This window comes from Variovorax terrae (assembly GCF_022809125.1).
In the GTDB taxonomy this organism is placed as follows: Bacteria; Pseudomonadota; Gammaproteobacteria; order Burkholderiales; family Burkholderiaceae_C; genus Variovorax_A; species Variovorax_A terrae.
Map to the genome: position 1 here is coordinate 257,980 of NZ_JALGBI010000002.1, position 13,133 is coordinate 271,112.

At 68.9% G+C, this 13,133-nt stretch carries 9 protein-coding genes; 4 read left to right on the top strand and 5 right to left on the bottom strand.

What is annotated here, in order from left to right; all coding sequences use genetic code 11:
* Window positions 1-6: 6 nt before the first annotated feature.
* Window positions 7-783: a coniferyl-alcohol dehydrogenase gene (locus MMF98_RS16595; protein WP_243307791.1), complete on the bottom strand. Its 777-nt coding sequence runs from the start codon at window positions 781-783 to the stop codon at window positions 7-9.
* Window positions 784-987: 204 nt separating this feature from the next.
* Between MMF98_RS16595 and MMF98_RS16600 the strand changes: the two genes are divergently transcribed.
* Entirely contained in the window at window positions 988-2,760 is a 1,773-nt protein-coding gene (locus MMF98_RS16600) for a sigma-54-dependent Fis family transcriptional regulator (protein ID WP_243307792.1), read from the top strand.
* Between the two features lie 31 nt (window positions 2,761-2,791).
* On the opposite strand, the gene MMF98_RS16605 is transcribed toward MMF98_RS16600, so the two are convergent.
* Entirely contained in the window at window positions 2,792-3,688 is an 897-nt protein-coding gene (locus MMF98_RS16605) for a helix-turn-helix transcriptional regulator (protein WP_243307793.1), read from the bottom strand.
* Between the two features lie 288 nt (window positions 3,689-3,976).
* Here MMF98_RS16605 and MMF98_RS16610 point away from each other — a divergent pair, with 288 nt between their 5' ends.
* Entirely contained in the window at window positions 3,977-4,741 is a 765-nt protein-coding gene (locus MMF98_RS16610) for a nuclear transport factor 2 family protein (RefSeq protein ID WP_243307794.1), read from the top strand.
* Between the two features lie 162 nt (window positions 4,742-4,903).
* On the opposite strand, the gene MMF98_RS16615 is transcribed toward MMF98_RS16610, so the two are convergent.
* On the bottom strand, window positions 4,904-5,539 hold the full coding sequence (locus MMF98_RS16615) for a cysteine hydrolase family protein (RefSeq protein WP_243307795.1): 636 nt from the start codon (window positions 5,537-5,539) through the stop codon (window positions 4,904-4,906).
* 94 nt (window positions 5,540-5,633) lie between these two features.
* On the opposite strand from MMF98_RS16615, the gene MMF98_RS16620 reads away from it, so the two are divergent.
* Window positions 5,634-6,626, top strand: coding sequence for a GlxA family transcriptional regulator (locus MMF98_RS16620; protein ID WP_243307796.1), 993 nt, complete (start codon window positions 5,634-5,636; stop codon window positions 6,624-6,626).
* Between the two features lie 22 nt (window positions 6,627-6,648).
* Complete coding sequence (locus tag MMF98_RS16625) at window positions 6,649-7,371, top strand: sulfite exporter TauE/SafE family protein (protein WP_243307797.1); 723 nt, start codon at window positions 6,649-6,651, stop codon at window positions 7,369-7,371.
* Window positions 7,372-7,425: 54 nt separating this feature from the next.
* Here MMF98_RS16625 and MMF98_RS16630 read toward each other — a convergent pair whose 3' ends face one another.
* Both MMF98_RS16630 and icmF read right to left on the bottom strand, forming a co-directional pair.
* Window positions 7,426-9,516 (bottom strand): DUF6600 domain-containing protein, encoded by a 2,091-nt coding sequence (locus MMF98_RS16630; protein ID WP_243308713.1) that lies wholly within the window; start codon window positions 9,514-9,516, stop codon window positions 7,426-7,428.
* A 296-nt stretch (window positions 9,517-9,812) separates the two neighbouring features.
* The gene (gene icmF / locus MMF98_RS16635; RefSeq protein ID WP_243307798.1) at window positions 9,813-13,106 is read right to left on the bottom strand and encodes a fused isobutyryl-CoA mutase/GTPase IcmF; all 3,294 of its coding nucleotides are present in this window, start codon (window positions 13,104-13,106) and stop codon (window positions 9,813-9,815) included.
* Window positions 13,107-13,133 lie beyond the last annotated feature (27 nt).

Here is a 13,133-nt window from a genome sequence, read left to right on the forward strand (position 1 = left end):
ACGGGTCTAGTGAAAGCCGTTCATCTGCAACTGGACGTCGGCGAACATGCCGCCGTCGGTGGGGATGTTGGTGCCGCGGATCCAGGCCGAGCGGTCGGAGAGCATGAAGCAGACCACCGGCGCGATGTCCGAGGGCTGGCCGGGCCGGTCCATGGTGCGCATGTCCTGTTCGGCGCGCGCGCCCAGGGTCTGCAGGAAGTCCTTGAGGATGGGCGTGTCCACCGGGCCGGGGCTCACCGCATTCATGCGGATGCCGCGCTCGCGCCAGGTCCAGCGGTTCTGCATGGTCCACACGATCAGCGCTTCCTTGGAGAAGAAGTAGCTGCGCGCGCCGTCGATCCCGTGGAGCTTGCAGAAGGCCTCCACGTCCTGCGGGGCCAGCGTTTCGCTGGCCTCGATCGCCTGCTTCGACTGGGGCCAGCCGAGGCCGGCGAGCGAGGCCAGGTTCACGATGGACGCACCGTCGGAAAGCTTGGGAACCAGCTGGGTCGTGAGGTGCTTCAAGCCCAGCAGGTTGACCTTGATCACGTCCGCCGCGGGCCGGGTCGGTGGCAAGCCGGCGATGTTGGCCAGGCCGTCGATGCTGCTGGGCAGTCGGCCGATCAGTTGGTCGATCGAGGCGCGATCGGACAGATCGGCCTGGATGAACTCACCCGCGGCCTGCGCGGGGCGGTTGATGTCGACGGCGATGACCTGCGCGCCGTACGACGTCGCGAGCGCCGCGGTGGCGGCGCCGATGCCCGACGAGGCGCCGGTGATGACCAGGGTTTTTCCTTGAAGCACGGTTTGTCTCCTCCTTTGGATCCGGTAATGGCTGATGGCGGTGTGGCTGGTAGTGCGCAAGCGCCGTGCCAGGCCGCCTGCGGGAAGAAAGTCCAGCGATATCAACCACTTGCGCCATTCGCGCCGGGATTACCCTTGGTCAAAATGTGATGCGTTGGTGAATAATTTCTGATCAATAAATCACCCATCGTGGCAACGCATCCCATGAAGAAAAGCATTTCCCGGCTGTCGCTGGCGCAGTTGCAGGACCGCCTGGGCGCGGGGACCAGCGAGGAGATCGACGAGGGCGCAACGCCCACGCTGCGCGACCTGGCCGAGACCCTGAGCTTCTCGCCGGGCGATGGCCGCATCTGGCTGAACGACCAGCGCATGGTGCTGTGGCGCTCCTCCACCTACGGCGCGCTGCGCCGCGAGCTCATTGCCAGCATGGGCCAGGAGCCGGCGCGCTCGCTGCTGACGCGCGTGGGCTACGCCGCTGGCGCTCGCGACGCGGAACTGGTGCGGCGCACCTGGCCGGACAGCGACCCCGTGAACGCCTTCCACGCCGGCCCGCGCATGCACAAGCTCGAGGGCATCGTGCGGCCCGAGACCATCCGGTTCGAGTTCGACATCGCGCGCGGGGACTTCTTCGCCGACTACTGGTGGCACGATTCCAGCGAGGATGACGAGCACATCGCCGCCTTCGGCATCGGCACCGAGTCGGCCTGCTGGATGCAGGTGGGTTATGCCAGCGGCTACGCGAGCGCCTTCATGGGCAAGCTGATCATCTACCGTGAGGTGGCTTGCCGCTCCTCGGGCGCCGAAGTGTGCCGCATCGTCGGACGCCCCGCCGACCAGTGGGAAGATCCGGAACTCGATCAGCACTACTTCACCCCCGATGCGTCGGCAGAGCGCGTGCGCCGCGCGCTGGTTCCCGTGGTTTCCCAGGTCAGCCGGCCGCGCGCCGACAAGCCGCAGCCGGCAGGTGCGGCCACGGAGCTCATCGGCATCTCCTCGAGCTTCAGCGCCGCGCGCCACCTGATTGAGCGCGTCGCGCCGACGCAGGCCACCGTGCTCTTCACCGGGCCTTCCGGCGCGGGCAAGGAGCTCTTTGCGCAGACCCTGCACAGGATCAGCCCCCGCCATCCGGCGCCCTTCGTGGCGGTCAACTGCGCCGCGATTCCGGACACGCTGATCGAATCCGAGCTGTTCGGCGTGGAGCGCGGCGCCTTCACCGGCGCGACCGAATCGCGTGCCGGCCGCTTCGAGCGGGCCAAGGGGGGTACGCTGTTCCTGGACGAAATCGCTTCCCTGAGCCTGGTGGCGCAGGGCAAGCTGCTGCGCGCCCTGCAGGAGCGGGTGATCGAGCGCGTGGGCGGCCTGAAGGTGATTGCCGTGGACGTGCGCGTCGTCGCCGCGACCAACGTGAGCCTGCGCGACGAGGTGGCGGCCGGCCTGTTCCGCCAGGACCTGTTCTTCCGCCTCAACGTCTTCCCGATCACGCTGCCGTCGCTGAGGGAGCGGCGCGACGACATCCCGTTGCTGATGGAGGCTTTCCTGCGCCGCTACGCGCAGCTGCACGCGCGCGAGGTGCCGGGCTTCACGCCGCGCGCGGTGCAGGCGCTGCTGCAGTACGACTTTCCCGGAAACATCCGCGAGTTGCAGAACCTGGTGGAGCGCGGCGTCATCATGGCAGCGCACGATGAGCCGGTCGATGTCCATCACCTGTTTCGCGGCGGCGAGCACCTCCAGGCGCAGGCCCTCGGACTCGACACGGGCGGGCGCCTGACGCAAGCGGCCGCGCTCGGCGCTGACGGGGACCGGCTCTCCAGACCCGCCAAGGGCGCGGGCAATGCCCGCGGCCCGTCCCGCAAGGATGCCGCGGTCTATCGCAAGGCCCTGGTCGCCGCCCGCTTCAACGTGGCCGAAGCCGCACGCCAGCTGGGGCTGACGCGTGCCCAGATGGCGTACCGATGCAAGCGGCTGGGCGTGATTTGAGCGGCTGGGACGTGGGCAGCGCAGGCCCAGGTCATGGCGCCGGGCGCAGGTGCGCCGCCGCCCTGAATTCGAGCGGCGTCACGCCCGCCAGCCGCTTGAAGAATTTCACGAAGTTGGTGGGTTCGCTGAACCCCAGGCGGTGCCCGATCTGCACCACGGTCTCGTCGCTGTGCACCAGCAGCCGCTTGGCCTCCAGCGCGATGCGCAGGTCCAGCGCCTGCTTGGCCGTGTGGCCGGCGGCGGCCAGACAGGCGCGCGACAAGGTGCTCTCCGAATACCCGAGGCGGCGCGCGTAGTCCAGCACGCTCAGGCGCTTGTGGAAATTTGCCTCCAGCTCGCGCACGAACAGGCGGTACATGCCTGCCTCGCGTGGCAGGGCCCGGTCGCCGGCCTGCCTGACGCGCTCGCAGGCCAGGCGCAGCAGCAAAGCCATCAGCCCATGGCGGATGATGGCTGATTCGATGTCCCGGCCGGCAAAGCCCGCGATGTCCCCGGCCAGGCGGCCGGCATCGGCCGCGGCCGCGGCAAAGAGGCTGCGGCTGGGCTGGCTGGCCGTGGGCCATTCGTCCAGCGCCAGCAGCCTCATGTCCGGCTGCGGCTGCGCGATGGACGGCACCAGCGCCTCGGCCTTGAACAGCATCAGGTGGCCTTGCAGCGCCGACGTCATGCGCCACTGGTGCACCTGGCCCGGGCGCACGAGCAGCACGGTGCCGGGCCGCAGCCCGAACTCGACGAAATCGACCATGTGGCTCGCATGCCCGGACTGCACCAGCAGCAGCAGGTGGAAGTCCACCCGCTCGGCCGCGCCCAGCGCATGGCCGGCGCGCTGGCGCAGCTCACCCAACGTCATGACCTCGACGCCAACTCCCGACAGCCGCGGGTTGTGGAAACGGACGTCCTTCAGGGGCCCGGACAGCGCTTTCTTCATGGCGCCAGTGTAGGTGGCCACGCCGGCCCGGGGAAGCCTGGTTGACGTGTTTTGACCATAGGGCGACGGGCTTTCACCTTGGCCTGATGCACGCCAGGGCAGACAATTTTCCTTCTCGAATCGACCTTTCCGGCCCCGGCGGGTTGATTCGGGCAGATCCATGAATAGCCAGGAATGACCATGAAGCTCCCTCGTTTTCTGAGGCTCGCCGGCGCCGTTGCAACCACCATTGGTGTGATCGGCTGCACGGCTCCCTCCCTCTCAGGCAACTCAACCCAAAGGCCCACCATGACCCCCCAGAAACAGCAAGTCGTCGCTTTGCTCAAGAGCATCGAAACCGGCGATCCCGCCCCCGTGGCGGCGATCAATCCCGACAAGTACATCCAGCACAACCTGTCCGCGGCCGACGGCCTGGCGGGCTTCGGCGCATTGATGCAGATGCTGCCCCAGGGCTCGGCCAAGGTGGATACCGCCCGCGTGTTCCAGGACGGCAACTACGTTTTTGCGCACACCGACTACAACTTCTTCGGCCCGAAGATCGGGTTTGACATCTTCCGTTTCGAGGACGGCCGCATCGTCGAGCACTGGGACAACCTGCAGGAGAAGCCGGCCAAGCCGAACCCGAGCGGCCACACGATGACCGACGGCGCGCTGGAGGTGACGGATCTCGCGAAGACCGAGGACAACAAGCGCCTGGTGCGCGCATTCGTCGACGACATCCTCGTCAACGGCCGCATGGACAAGCTCACGGGCTACTACGACGGCGACCACTACATCCAGCACAACCCTCAGATCGGCGACGGCCTGTCGGGCCTGGGCGCCGCGCTGCAGGCGATGGCCAAGGCAGGCCTCACGATGAAGTACGACCGCATCCACAAAGTGCTGGGCGAAGGCAACTTCGTGCTGGCCGTGAGCGAAGGCCAATTCGCCGGCAAGCATGTGTCGTTCTACGACCTGTTCCGGGTGCAGGACGGCAAGATCGCCGAGCACTGGGACACCATCGAGGCGATCCCGCCGCGTCCGGACTGGAAGAACGCGAACGGGAAGTTCTGAGCGCGGCGCGTTTCAGTGCGCGGGGACGACTTGTTTGTGCAGAGCAGGTCTTCCCGCACCGGTTGTTGAAGAAGCCGAAAGCCTTGCAGGCGGCCCCGGCAAGGCGCCAGCCCTGTGGGGGACGCTCGCCAACGCGGCCTCCGGGAAGCTATGAACAGGCGCTCAGACGGCTGCTTTCGCGCGCGCCGCCGCATACGAGGCGGGAATGTTGCCGCGCGGGATCGGCTGCCCGGCCTGGGCGGCCGCGATCCAGCCCTCGGTGCTGGTGACCGAGGCAAACCGCGTGTGGAACACGACGCTGAAGACGCGGTGGATTTCCTCGGCCGTGGCGCTGCCGGCCGTGTTGGCGTAGGGCAGGGAGCCGGTCGCATCCTGCAGGAATTCCACCTGCAGGCCGCGGTGCGTGGCTTCAAAGATGGTGGAAGCGTCGCAGTTGTGCGTCATGTAGCCCGCCACGGCCAGCGTGTCGATCTGGCGCGAGGCCAGCCAGTCGGCGAAGTCGGTGCCGGTGTACACGCTGGGGAAGCTCTTTTCAATCAGGTGGTCGTGCGGGCGGCGCGCCACGTCTTCGTGCAGTTGCCAGCCGTGCGAGCCGCGGCCGAACATCGGCGACTCGGGCGGGGCGCTGTTCTGCACCAGCACGATCGGGATGCCGGCGGCGTGGGCCGCATCCATGGCGCGCCCGATGAGGGGCAGCGACTGCGCGACCGGCGGGTGTTCGATCAGCAACTGGCCGGTGAAGTATTCGTTCTGCACGTCGATCACGACGAGCGCGCGGCGGGGGCTGGCGGCGGGCATGGGGACTCCGGGATGAGGAAAATGAAGCCGATTGTTCGCCGTCGGCGGGCCGCCCGACAGTGGCCCGCATGACATAAATCGATAAGATCGGGCCATGCCCGCTTCGCCTGCCTCCGTGTCCGCTGCCCAGACCGTGGCCGTGGTCGCATTCGATGGCATCAGCCCGTTTCATCTCTCCGTGCCCTGCCTGGTGTTCGGCCAGGAGATGGCCGGCCCTGGCATGCCGCGCTTCAGGCTGCTGGTGTGCGCACCGCAGGCGGGGCCGTTGCGCACGCCGGCGGGCTTTCGCATCGACGGCGTGCGCCGGCTGTCGGCCCTCGTCGGGGCCGACATCGTCATCATTCCCTCGTGGCACAGCCCGACCGCGCCCGGCTACCAGCCGCCGCCCGAGGCCCTGCTGAAGGCGCTGCGCGCCGCCCACCGGCGCGGCGCGCGCATCGTGGGCCTGTGCCTCGGGGCCTTCGTGCTGGCCGAGGCGGGCCTGCTCGACGGCCGGCCCGCCACCACGCACTGGGCGCTGGCCCCGGTGTTTGCGCAGCGCTATCCGCAGGTGGCGCTGCGGCCCGACGTGCTGTATGTGGACGATGGCGACGTGCTGACCTCGGCGGGCACGGCCGCGGGCATCGACTGCTGCCTGCACCTGCTGCGCACCGAGCATGGCGCCGAGGTGGCGAACCACCTGGCGCGGCGCCTGGTGGTGGCGCCGCACCGCCAGGGCGGGCAGGCGCAGTACGTGGAGCAGCCGCTGCCCGCGTCGGGCGCCGGCCACCGCCTGTCCGGCGTGCTCGAATGGGTGCAGCAGCACCTGGATCGCGCGCACAGCCTGGACGACCTGGCGCGGCGCGCGCTGCTGTCGCGGCGCAGCTTCACGCGGCATTTCCGCCAGGTCACGGGCACCACGGTCGGCCGCTGGCTGCTGAACCAGCGGCTCGCGCTGGCCCAGCGGCAACTGGAGTCCACCCATCGCAGCATCGAGCAGATCGCGGCCGACACGGGTTTCGGCTCGGCCGCATCGCTGCGCCAGCATTTCGCGGCGGCGTTCCGGGTGCCGCCCTCCCTCTACCGGCGCGAGTTCCGCGCCAACTGAGACAGCCTGAAAGACCGAACGCATGGAATTTCTCATCGTCCTGGCCATCGGCCTGGTGGCCGGCACGGTGGGCGGCATCGTCGGCTTCGGCACCTCGATCATGCTGATGCCCGCGCTGGTAGTGGTGTTCGGTCCGCGCGAGGCCGTGCCCATCATGGCGGTGGCCAGCATCATGGCCAACGCCTCGCGCGTGGCCGCGTGGTGGCGCGAGGTCGACTGGAAGGCGACGGCCGCCTACAGCGCCACCGGCATTCCGGCGGCGGCGCTGGGCGCCAGGACGCTGCTGGTGCTGCCGCCCGGTGTGGTCGAGGGCGTGCTGGGCGTGTTCTTCATCGGCATGATCTTCATCCGCCGCTGGATGGCGCGCCAGCACTGGCAACTGACGCGGTGGCACCTGGCGCTGGTGGGCGCGGGCATCGGTTTTCTCACGGGGATCGTGGTCAGCACCGGGCCGGTGAATGCGCCGTTCTTCCTGATGTACGGCCTGGTCAAGGGCGCCTACCTGAGCACCGAGGCCATGGGGTCGCTGGCGGTGTACCTGTCTAAGGCCGCGACCTTCCACCACCTCGGGGCGCTGCCGTTGGAGATCGCCGGCAAGGGTTTGATCATCGGCTCGACGCTGGTGGCCGGCTCTTTTTTTGCCAAGCGCTTCGTGCGCCAGCTCGACGCCGAGAAATTCCGCCTGCTGATGGACGCCCTGCTGCTGCTGGCGGGGCTGACGATGCTGTGGGCCGCGCTGCGGTAGCGCCTGTGAGCAGGCTCCTGGATCCCGCACGGGCCGCCATGCCGTGAACGACGCCTAGTTGCGTGGCTCCGGGCGCTGCTCGTCGCCGCGCGCGGGACGTTGCGGCCCTTCACCGCGCGGCCGGCGCTCATCCTGGGCCTGCCGTGCTTGCTGTTGTTGTTGCTGCTGCGCGCGGACACGCTGCGCTTCCTGGGCTTGTTGCGCTGCGCGTTGAGCCGCCTGCTGTTGCTGGCGCTGGAACTGTTCCTGCTGCTGGCGCTGGGCCTGGTCCCGCTGCATCTGCTGTTGACGCTGCATTTGTTCCTGCCGCTGTTGTTGCTGTTGCTGTTGCTGCTGCATCTGCTGTTGTTGGCGTTGCGCGGCTTCGCGCTGCATCTGGTCGCGCTGCATTTGCTGCTGTTGCTGGTGCTGCGCCTGGTCCTGCTGCTGGCGTTGGGCTTCCGCGCGGCGGGCCTGGTCCTGCTGCTGCATCTGCTGCTGGCGCTGCGACTGCTCCTGCCGCTGTTGTTGCTGCATTTGTTCCTGCTGCTGTTGCTGGGCCTGCCGCTGGGCGGCCTGCGCCCGCTGCTGCTCCTGGTCCTGCCGGGCGCGCGGGTCTTGCCCGGCCTGCGGTGGGCGCTGCGCCTGTTCCCTCGTCGGGGGCTGCGCGCCTGCGGGCGGATGTGCTGCCGGGCCCTCGGGCGCATGCGGCGGGGCGCCCGGCGGGCGGGCTCCCGGGGCGGGGCCGCCAGAAGGCTGGGCGGCCAAGGCCGGCGGCGGGCGGCGGGCGATGACCTGGCGGTTCAGCACCTCGGTGGGCGGCATGGCGCGTGGCGGTGCGGGGCGGGCTGCTTCGGCCGGCAGGCCGCCGCGTCCCGGCGTGGGCGGGGCCACCCCCACCTGGGCCTGGGCCAGTGCGGTTGCAGGCAGGCGCATGAAGTTGCCGCGCACCGGCCTGCCGCGGCCGAAGTCGTCGGCCGCGATCGCGGTCACGGCCTCGGGGCGGCGCTGGTTGACGTACACGTTGGTGACGTTGACCTGCCGGTTGACGATCACTGTGCGGTTCAGGTTGGTGACGTAGGTGGGGCTCGCGGTATAGGCGGGCCGGTAGGCTTCGCCAGGGCCGAGCGGGAACCAGGCCACGCCCGGGTGGCCGCCGCCGATGGAGATGTTCCAGTTCACGCCGCCGCTGCTGCCGCCCATGAAGGCGACCAGCGCGGGGGCATATACCGGGCGCGGCGCCAGCCGGCCGGGCACCCAGGCCCAGCGCGCGCCGACGTAGGCCCAGCGCCCATAGTGGAACGGCGCGAAGCCCCAGGGCGCGTCGTCGATCCAGGTCCAGCCCCAGGGCGCGATCCAGTCCCAGTGGCCGTAGCGGTAGGGCGCCCAGTCGGCCACGGCGACGCGCGGCACCCAGACCGCGCCATAGCCCGGGTCGGTCTGCCAGTCGCCGTAGCTGTCGAGCTGCTCATAGCCGATGGTGTCGCGCGACACGTAGCGCGCCGAGACCGACTGGTCTTCGCGCCGGTCGCGGTCGGCGGCCCAGAGGTCGAAGGCATCGCGGGCCGGGTTGTCCTGGGCCGAGACCTGGGCGAGGTTGCGGCCCGAGAAGGCGATCTGCTGGCGGCTGGCCAGGCCCAGCGATTCGCCGTTCTCGCCCCAGGCCGTGCCGCCGCCCGACTGCACGGTGACCTGTGACACGCCGCGCTGCGGATCGACGTCGACGCGGTAGTCGCCCGGCTGGTCCAGCGTGACGGCGAGGTTGGGGGTGTCGATCTCGACGCGCTCGCCCGGGTACAGCGTGCGCAGGCGCACGTTGAGCGTGCCCTGCATCAGGCTGAACTGGGCGGTCTGGTCGTCCAGCGCCGTGATGTCCAGGCTGCTCTGGCCGTTCAGGCGCAAGGCGGTGGCACCGACATGCATTTCGGCCCGCGCGGCGCCGTCGGTCCAGAGCCGGTCGCCGGCGGTCAGCGGGCGGTTCAGCGTGGCATCGGTCCAGGCGCCGGAGCCGGCGGCGGAGAAACTGACCGCGCCGTCGAAATAGTTGAGCCGCGCCACCCGGCCGGGCGGGTCGGCCTGGGCGAAGGCCAGCACGCTGGCCGTCAGCAGCATCAGCCCGACGGACCAGGCGCGCAGGCGCGGGAAGGGAGTGAAGCGGTGGGTCATGGTGTCCTCTCTTCTGTTCTGGCGGTACGAGGCGCGGTGCGCCTTCTTCCTTAAGAGAACGCGCGAGCCGCCGAAAGATCGCTAACCGGATGCAAAGCATGTGCAAGTTCCCAGGGGGATTTGCAACGAGGTGTAATGGTTTTTAGGGTAAAAAGAGGCGGATGTCCAGGTGCAGCGGACGTTTCTTGCTATCAAATCCGGAGCGATGAAGGCGAGGCGTGGCCTCGCCGGGCGGCGGCCACTCGGCGAGGTTCCCCGGCGGCGCGGCCGCCCCGCCCGTCCGGCAGCGCCGGCGTCTACATGTTGCGCCGGTACTGCCCGCCGACCTCGAACAGGGCCGAGGTGATCTGGCCGAGCGAGCACACGCGCACCGCGTCCATCAGCACCTCGAACACGTTGTGGTTCTCGATCACGGCCTGCTGCAGGCGCTTGAGCAGGGCCGGGGCCTGGGCCGCATGGCGCGCATGGAAGTCCTGCAGGCGCGTGAGCTGGCTCTGCTTCTCTTCGTCGGTGGAGCGGGCCAGCTCCAGCTTGTCCTGCACCGCGTCGCCGTGCGGGTTGCGGAAGGTGTTGACGCCGATGATGGGCAGCTCGCCGGTGTGCTTGAGCATCTCGTAGTGCATCGACTCGTCCTGGATGCGGCCGCGCTGGTAGCCGGTTTCCATCGCGCCGAGCACGCCGCCGCGCTCCGCGATGCGCTCGAACTCCAGCAGCACGGCTTCCTCCACCAGCTCGGTCAGCTCCTCGATGATGAAGGCGCCCTGGTTCGGGTTCTCGTTCTTGGCCAGGCCCCACTCGCGGTTGATGATGAGCTGGATCGCCATGGCGCGGCGCACCGAGTCTTCGGTCGGCGTGGTGATGGCTTCGTCGAAGGCGTTGGTGTGCAGGCTGTTGCAGTTGTCGTAGATCGCGATCAGCGCCTGCAAGGTGGTGCGGATGTCGTTGAACTGGATTTCCTGCGCGTGCAGGCTGCGGCCGCTGGTCTGGATGTGGTATTTGAGTTTCTGACTGCGTTCGTTGGCGCCGTACTTTTCCTTCATCGCCACGGCCCAGATGCGGCGCGCCACGCGGCCCATCACGGTGTACTCGGGGTCCATGCCGTTGCTGAAGAAGAAGGAGAGATTCGGCGCGAAGTCGTCGATGTGCATGCCGCGCGCCAGGTACGCCTCCACGAAGGTGAAGCCGTTCGAGAGCGTGAACGCAAGCTGGCTGATCGGGTTGGCGCCGGCTTCGGCGATGTGGTAGCCCGAGATCGACACCGAGTAGAAGTTGCGCACGTTGTGGTGCACGAAGTAGGCGGCGATATCGCCCATGACCTTGAGGCTGAACTCGGTGGAGAAGATGCAGGTGTTCTGGCCCTGGTCTTCCTTGAGGATGTCGGCTTGCACCGTGCCGCGCACATTGGCCAGCACCCATTCGCGGATCTTGGCGGCTTCGGTGTCGGTGGGCTCGCGGCCGTTGTCGGCCTTGAACTTGTCCAGGTTCTGGTCGATCGCCGTGTTCATGAACATCGCAAGGATGCTGGGTGCCGGGCCGTTGATGGTCATGCTGACCGAGGTGGCCGGGTTGCACAGGTCGAAGCCGCCGTACAGCACCTTCATGTCGTCCAGCGTGGCGATGGACACGCCCGAGTTGCCCACCTTGCCGTAGATGTCGGGCCGCAGGTCGGGGTCGTTGCCGTAGAGCGTGACCGAGTCGAACGCGGTGGACAGGCGCTTGGCCGGCATGCCCTCGCTGAGCAGCTTGAAGCGCTTGTTGGTGCGGAACGGGTCGCCCTCGCCGGCGAACATGCGCGTCGGGTCCTCGCCCTCGCGCTTGAAGGCGAAGGTGCCGGCGGTGTAGGGGTAGCTGCCCGGCACGTTGTCCAGCATCAGCCACTTGAGGATTTCGCCGTGGTCTTCGTACTGCGGCAGGCTGACCTTGCGGATGGGGGTGCCCGAGAGCGATTTCGTGGTGAGCGCGGTGCGGATTTCCTTGTCGCGGATCTTCACCACGTACTCGTCGCCGGCATAGGCCTGCTGCATCTCGGGCCACTGGGCCAGCAGCTTGCGCGCGGCCGGGTCCTGCACGGCCTCGCGCTGCTGCGCGAGGTCCAGCGTGGCCTCGGCCGCCGGGGCGCGCTCGGGCTTGTCGACCCGCAGCATGGCCGTCGCCGCGCGCAGCTGCTGGATCTCGCGCGCCAGCCGGGCCTGCTCGCGGGCGCGCTTCTTATAGCCGCGCACGGTATCGCTGATCTCGGCCAGGTAGCGCGCGCGCGCGGGCGGCACGATGGGCGTCTGGTTGGTGCTGTGGCGCCCGCCGGCCCGCGGCAGGCTGCCGTCGCCCAGGTGCAGGCCGAGCTTGGCCAGCCGCGGCTTCAGCGCCTGGTACAGCGCGGTCACGCCGTCGTCGTTGAAGCGCGCGGCCATGGTGCCGAACACCGGCATCTGGTCGGCAGGCGTGGTCCAGGCCTCCTTGTTGCGCTGCACCTGCTTGGACACGTCGCGCAGCGCATCGGCCGCGCCCTTGCGGTCGAACTTGTTGATGGCCACGAACTCGGCGAAATCGAGCATGTCGATCTTCTCGAGCTGGCTGGCGGCGCCGAACTCGGGCGTCATCACGTACATCGGCACGTCCACATGCGGCACGATGGCCGCATCGCCCTGGCCGATGCCCGAGGTCTCGACCACGATCAGGTCGAAACCGGCGCACTTGGCGGCGGCCACCACGTCGGGCAGGGCCTGGCTGATCTCGGAGCCGAAGTCGCGCGTGGCCAGCGAACGCATGTACACGCGCGGCCCGTTCTGCCACGGGTTGATGGCGTTCATGCGGATGCGGTCGCCCAGCAGGGCGCCGCCGCTCTTGCGGCGCGAGGGGTCGATTGAGATGATGGCCACGCGCAGCGTGTCGCCCTGGTCGAGGCGCAGGCGGCGGATCAGCTCGTCCGTCAGGCTCGACTTGCCCGCGCCGCCGGTGCCGGTGATGCCGAGCACCGGTATCTTCTGCGTTGCGGCCCGGGCCCGCAGCGCCTGGACGGTGGCCTCGTCGGCCCGGCCGTTCTCGAGCGAGGTGATGAGCTGGGCCAGCGCGCGCCAGGCCATCTCACCGTGGCCTTCGAGGGCTTCCAGGGTCTTGGGCGCGTGGGCGGTGAGGTCCTTGTCGCAGCGCATCACCATCTCGCCGATCATGCCGGCCAGGCCCATCTTCTGGCCGTCCTCGGGGCTGTAGATGCGGCTCACGCCGTAGGCCTGGAGTTCGCGGATCTCGGGCGGCACGATCACGCCGCCGCCGCCGCCGAACACCTGGATATGCGCGCCGCCGCGCGCCTTCAGCAGGTCCACCATGTACTTGAAGTACTCGACATGGCCGCCCTGGTAGCTGCTGATGGCGATGCCCTGCGCATCTTCCTGCAGCGCGGCCGTCACCACCTCGTCCACGCTGCGGTTGTGGCCCAGGTGGACCACCTCGGCGCCCATGCCCTGCAGGATGCGGCGCATGATGTTGATGGCCGCGTCATGGCCGTCGAACAGCGAGGCGGCGGTGACGAAGCGCACCTTGTGCGTGGGGCGGTAGCTGGCGAGAGCCTTGTATTCGGCGGACAGGTCGGTCATGGCGTCGGTCTTTCGCGAAATCACAGC

Bases quoted from the DNA above. Each gene is read 5' to 3' on its own strand.
- MMF98_RS16625 (WP_243307797.1), top strand. From the start codon at position 6,649: ATGGAATTTCTCATCGTCCTGGCCATCGGCCTGGTGGCCGGCACGGTG.
- MMF98_RS16610 (WP_243307794.1), top strand. From the start codon at position 3,977: ATGACCCCCCAGAAACAGCAAGTCGTCGCTTTGCTCAAGAGCATCGAA.
- icmF (WP_243307798.1), bottom strand. From the start codon at position 13,106: ATGACCGACCTGTCCGCCGAATACAAGGCTCTCGCCAGCTACCGCCCC.
- MMF98_RS16600 (WP_243307792.1), top strand. From the start codon at position 988: ATGAAGAAAAGCATTTCCCGGCTGTCGCTGGCGCAGTTGCAGGACCGC.
- MMF98_RS16630 (WP_243308713.1), bottom strand. From the start codon at position 9,516: ATGACCCACCGCTTCACTCCCTTCCCGCGCCTGCGCGCCTGGTCCGTC.
- MMF98_RS16615 (WP_243307795.1), bottom strand. From the start codon at position 5,539: ATGCCCGCCGCCAGCCCCCGCCGCGCGCTCGTCGTGATCGACGTGCAG.
- MMF98_RS16620 (WP_243307796.1), top strand. From the start codon at position 5,634: ATGCCCGCTTCGCCTGCCTCCGTGTCCGCTGCCCAGACCGTGGCCGTG.
- MMF98_RS16605 (WP_243307793.1), bottom strand. From the start codon at position 3,688: ATGAAGAAAGCGCTGTCCGGGCCCCTGAAGGACGTCCGTTTCCACAAC.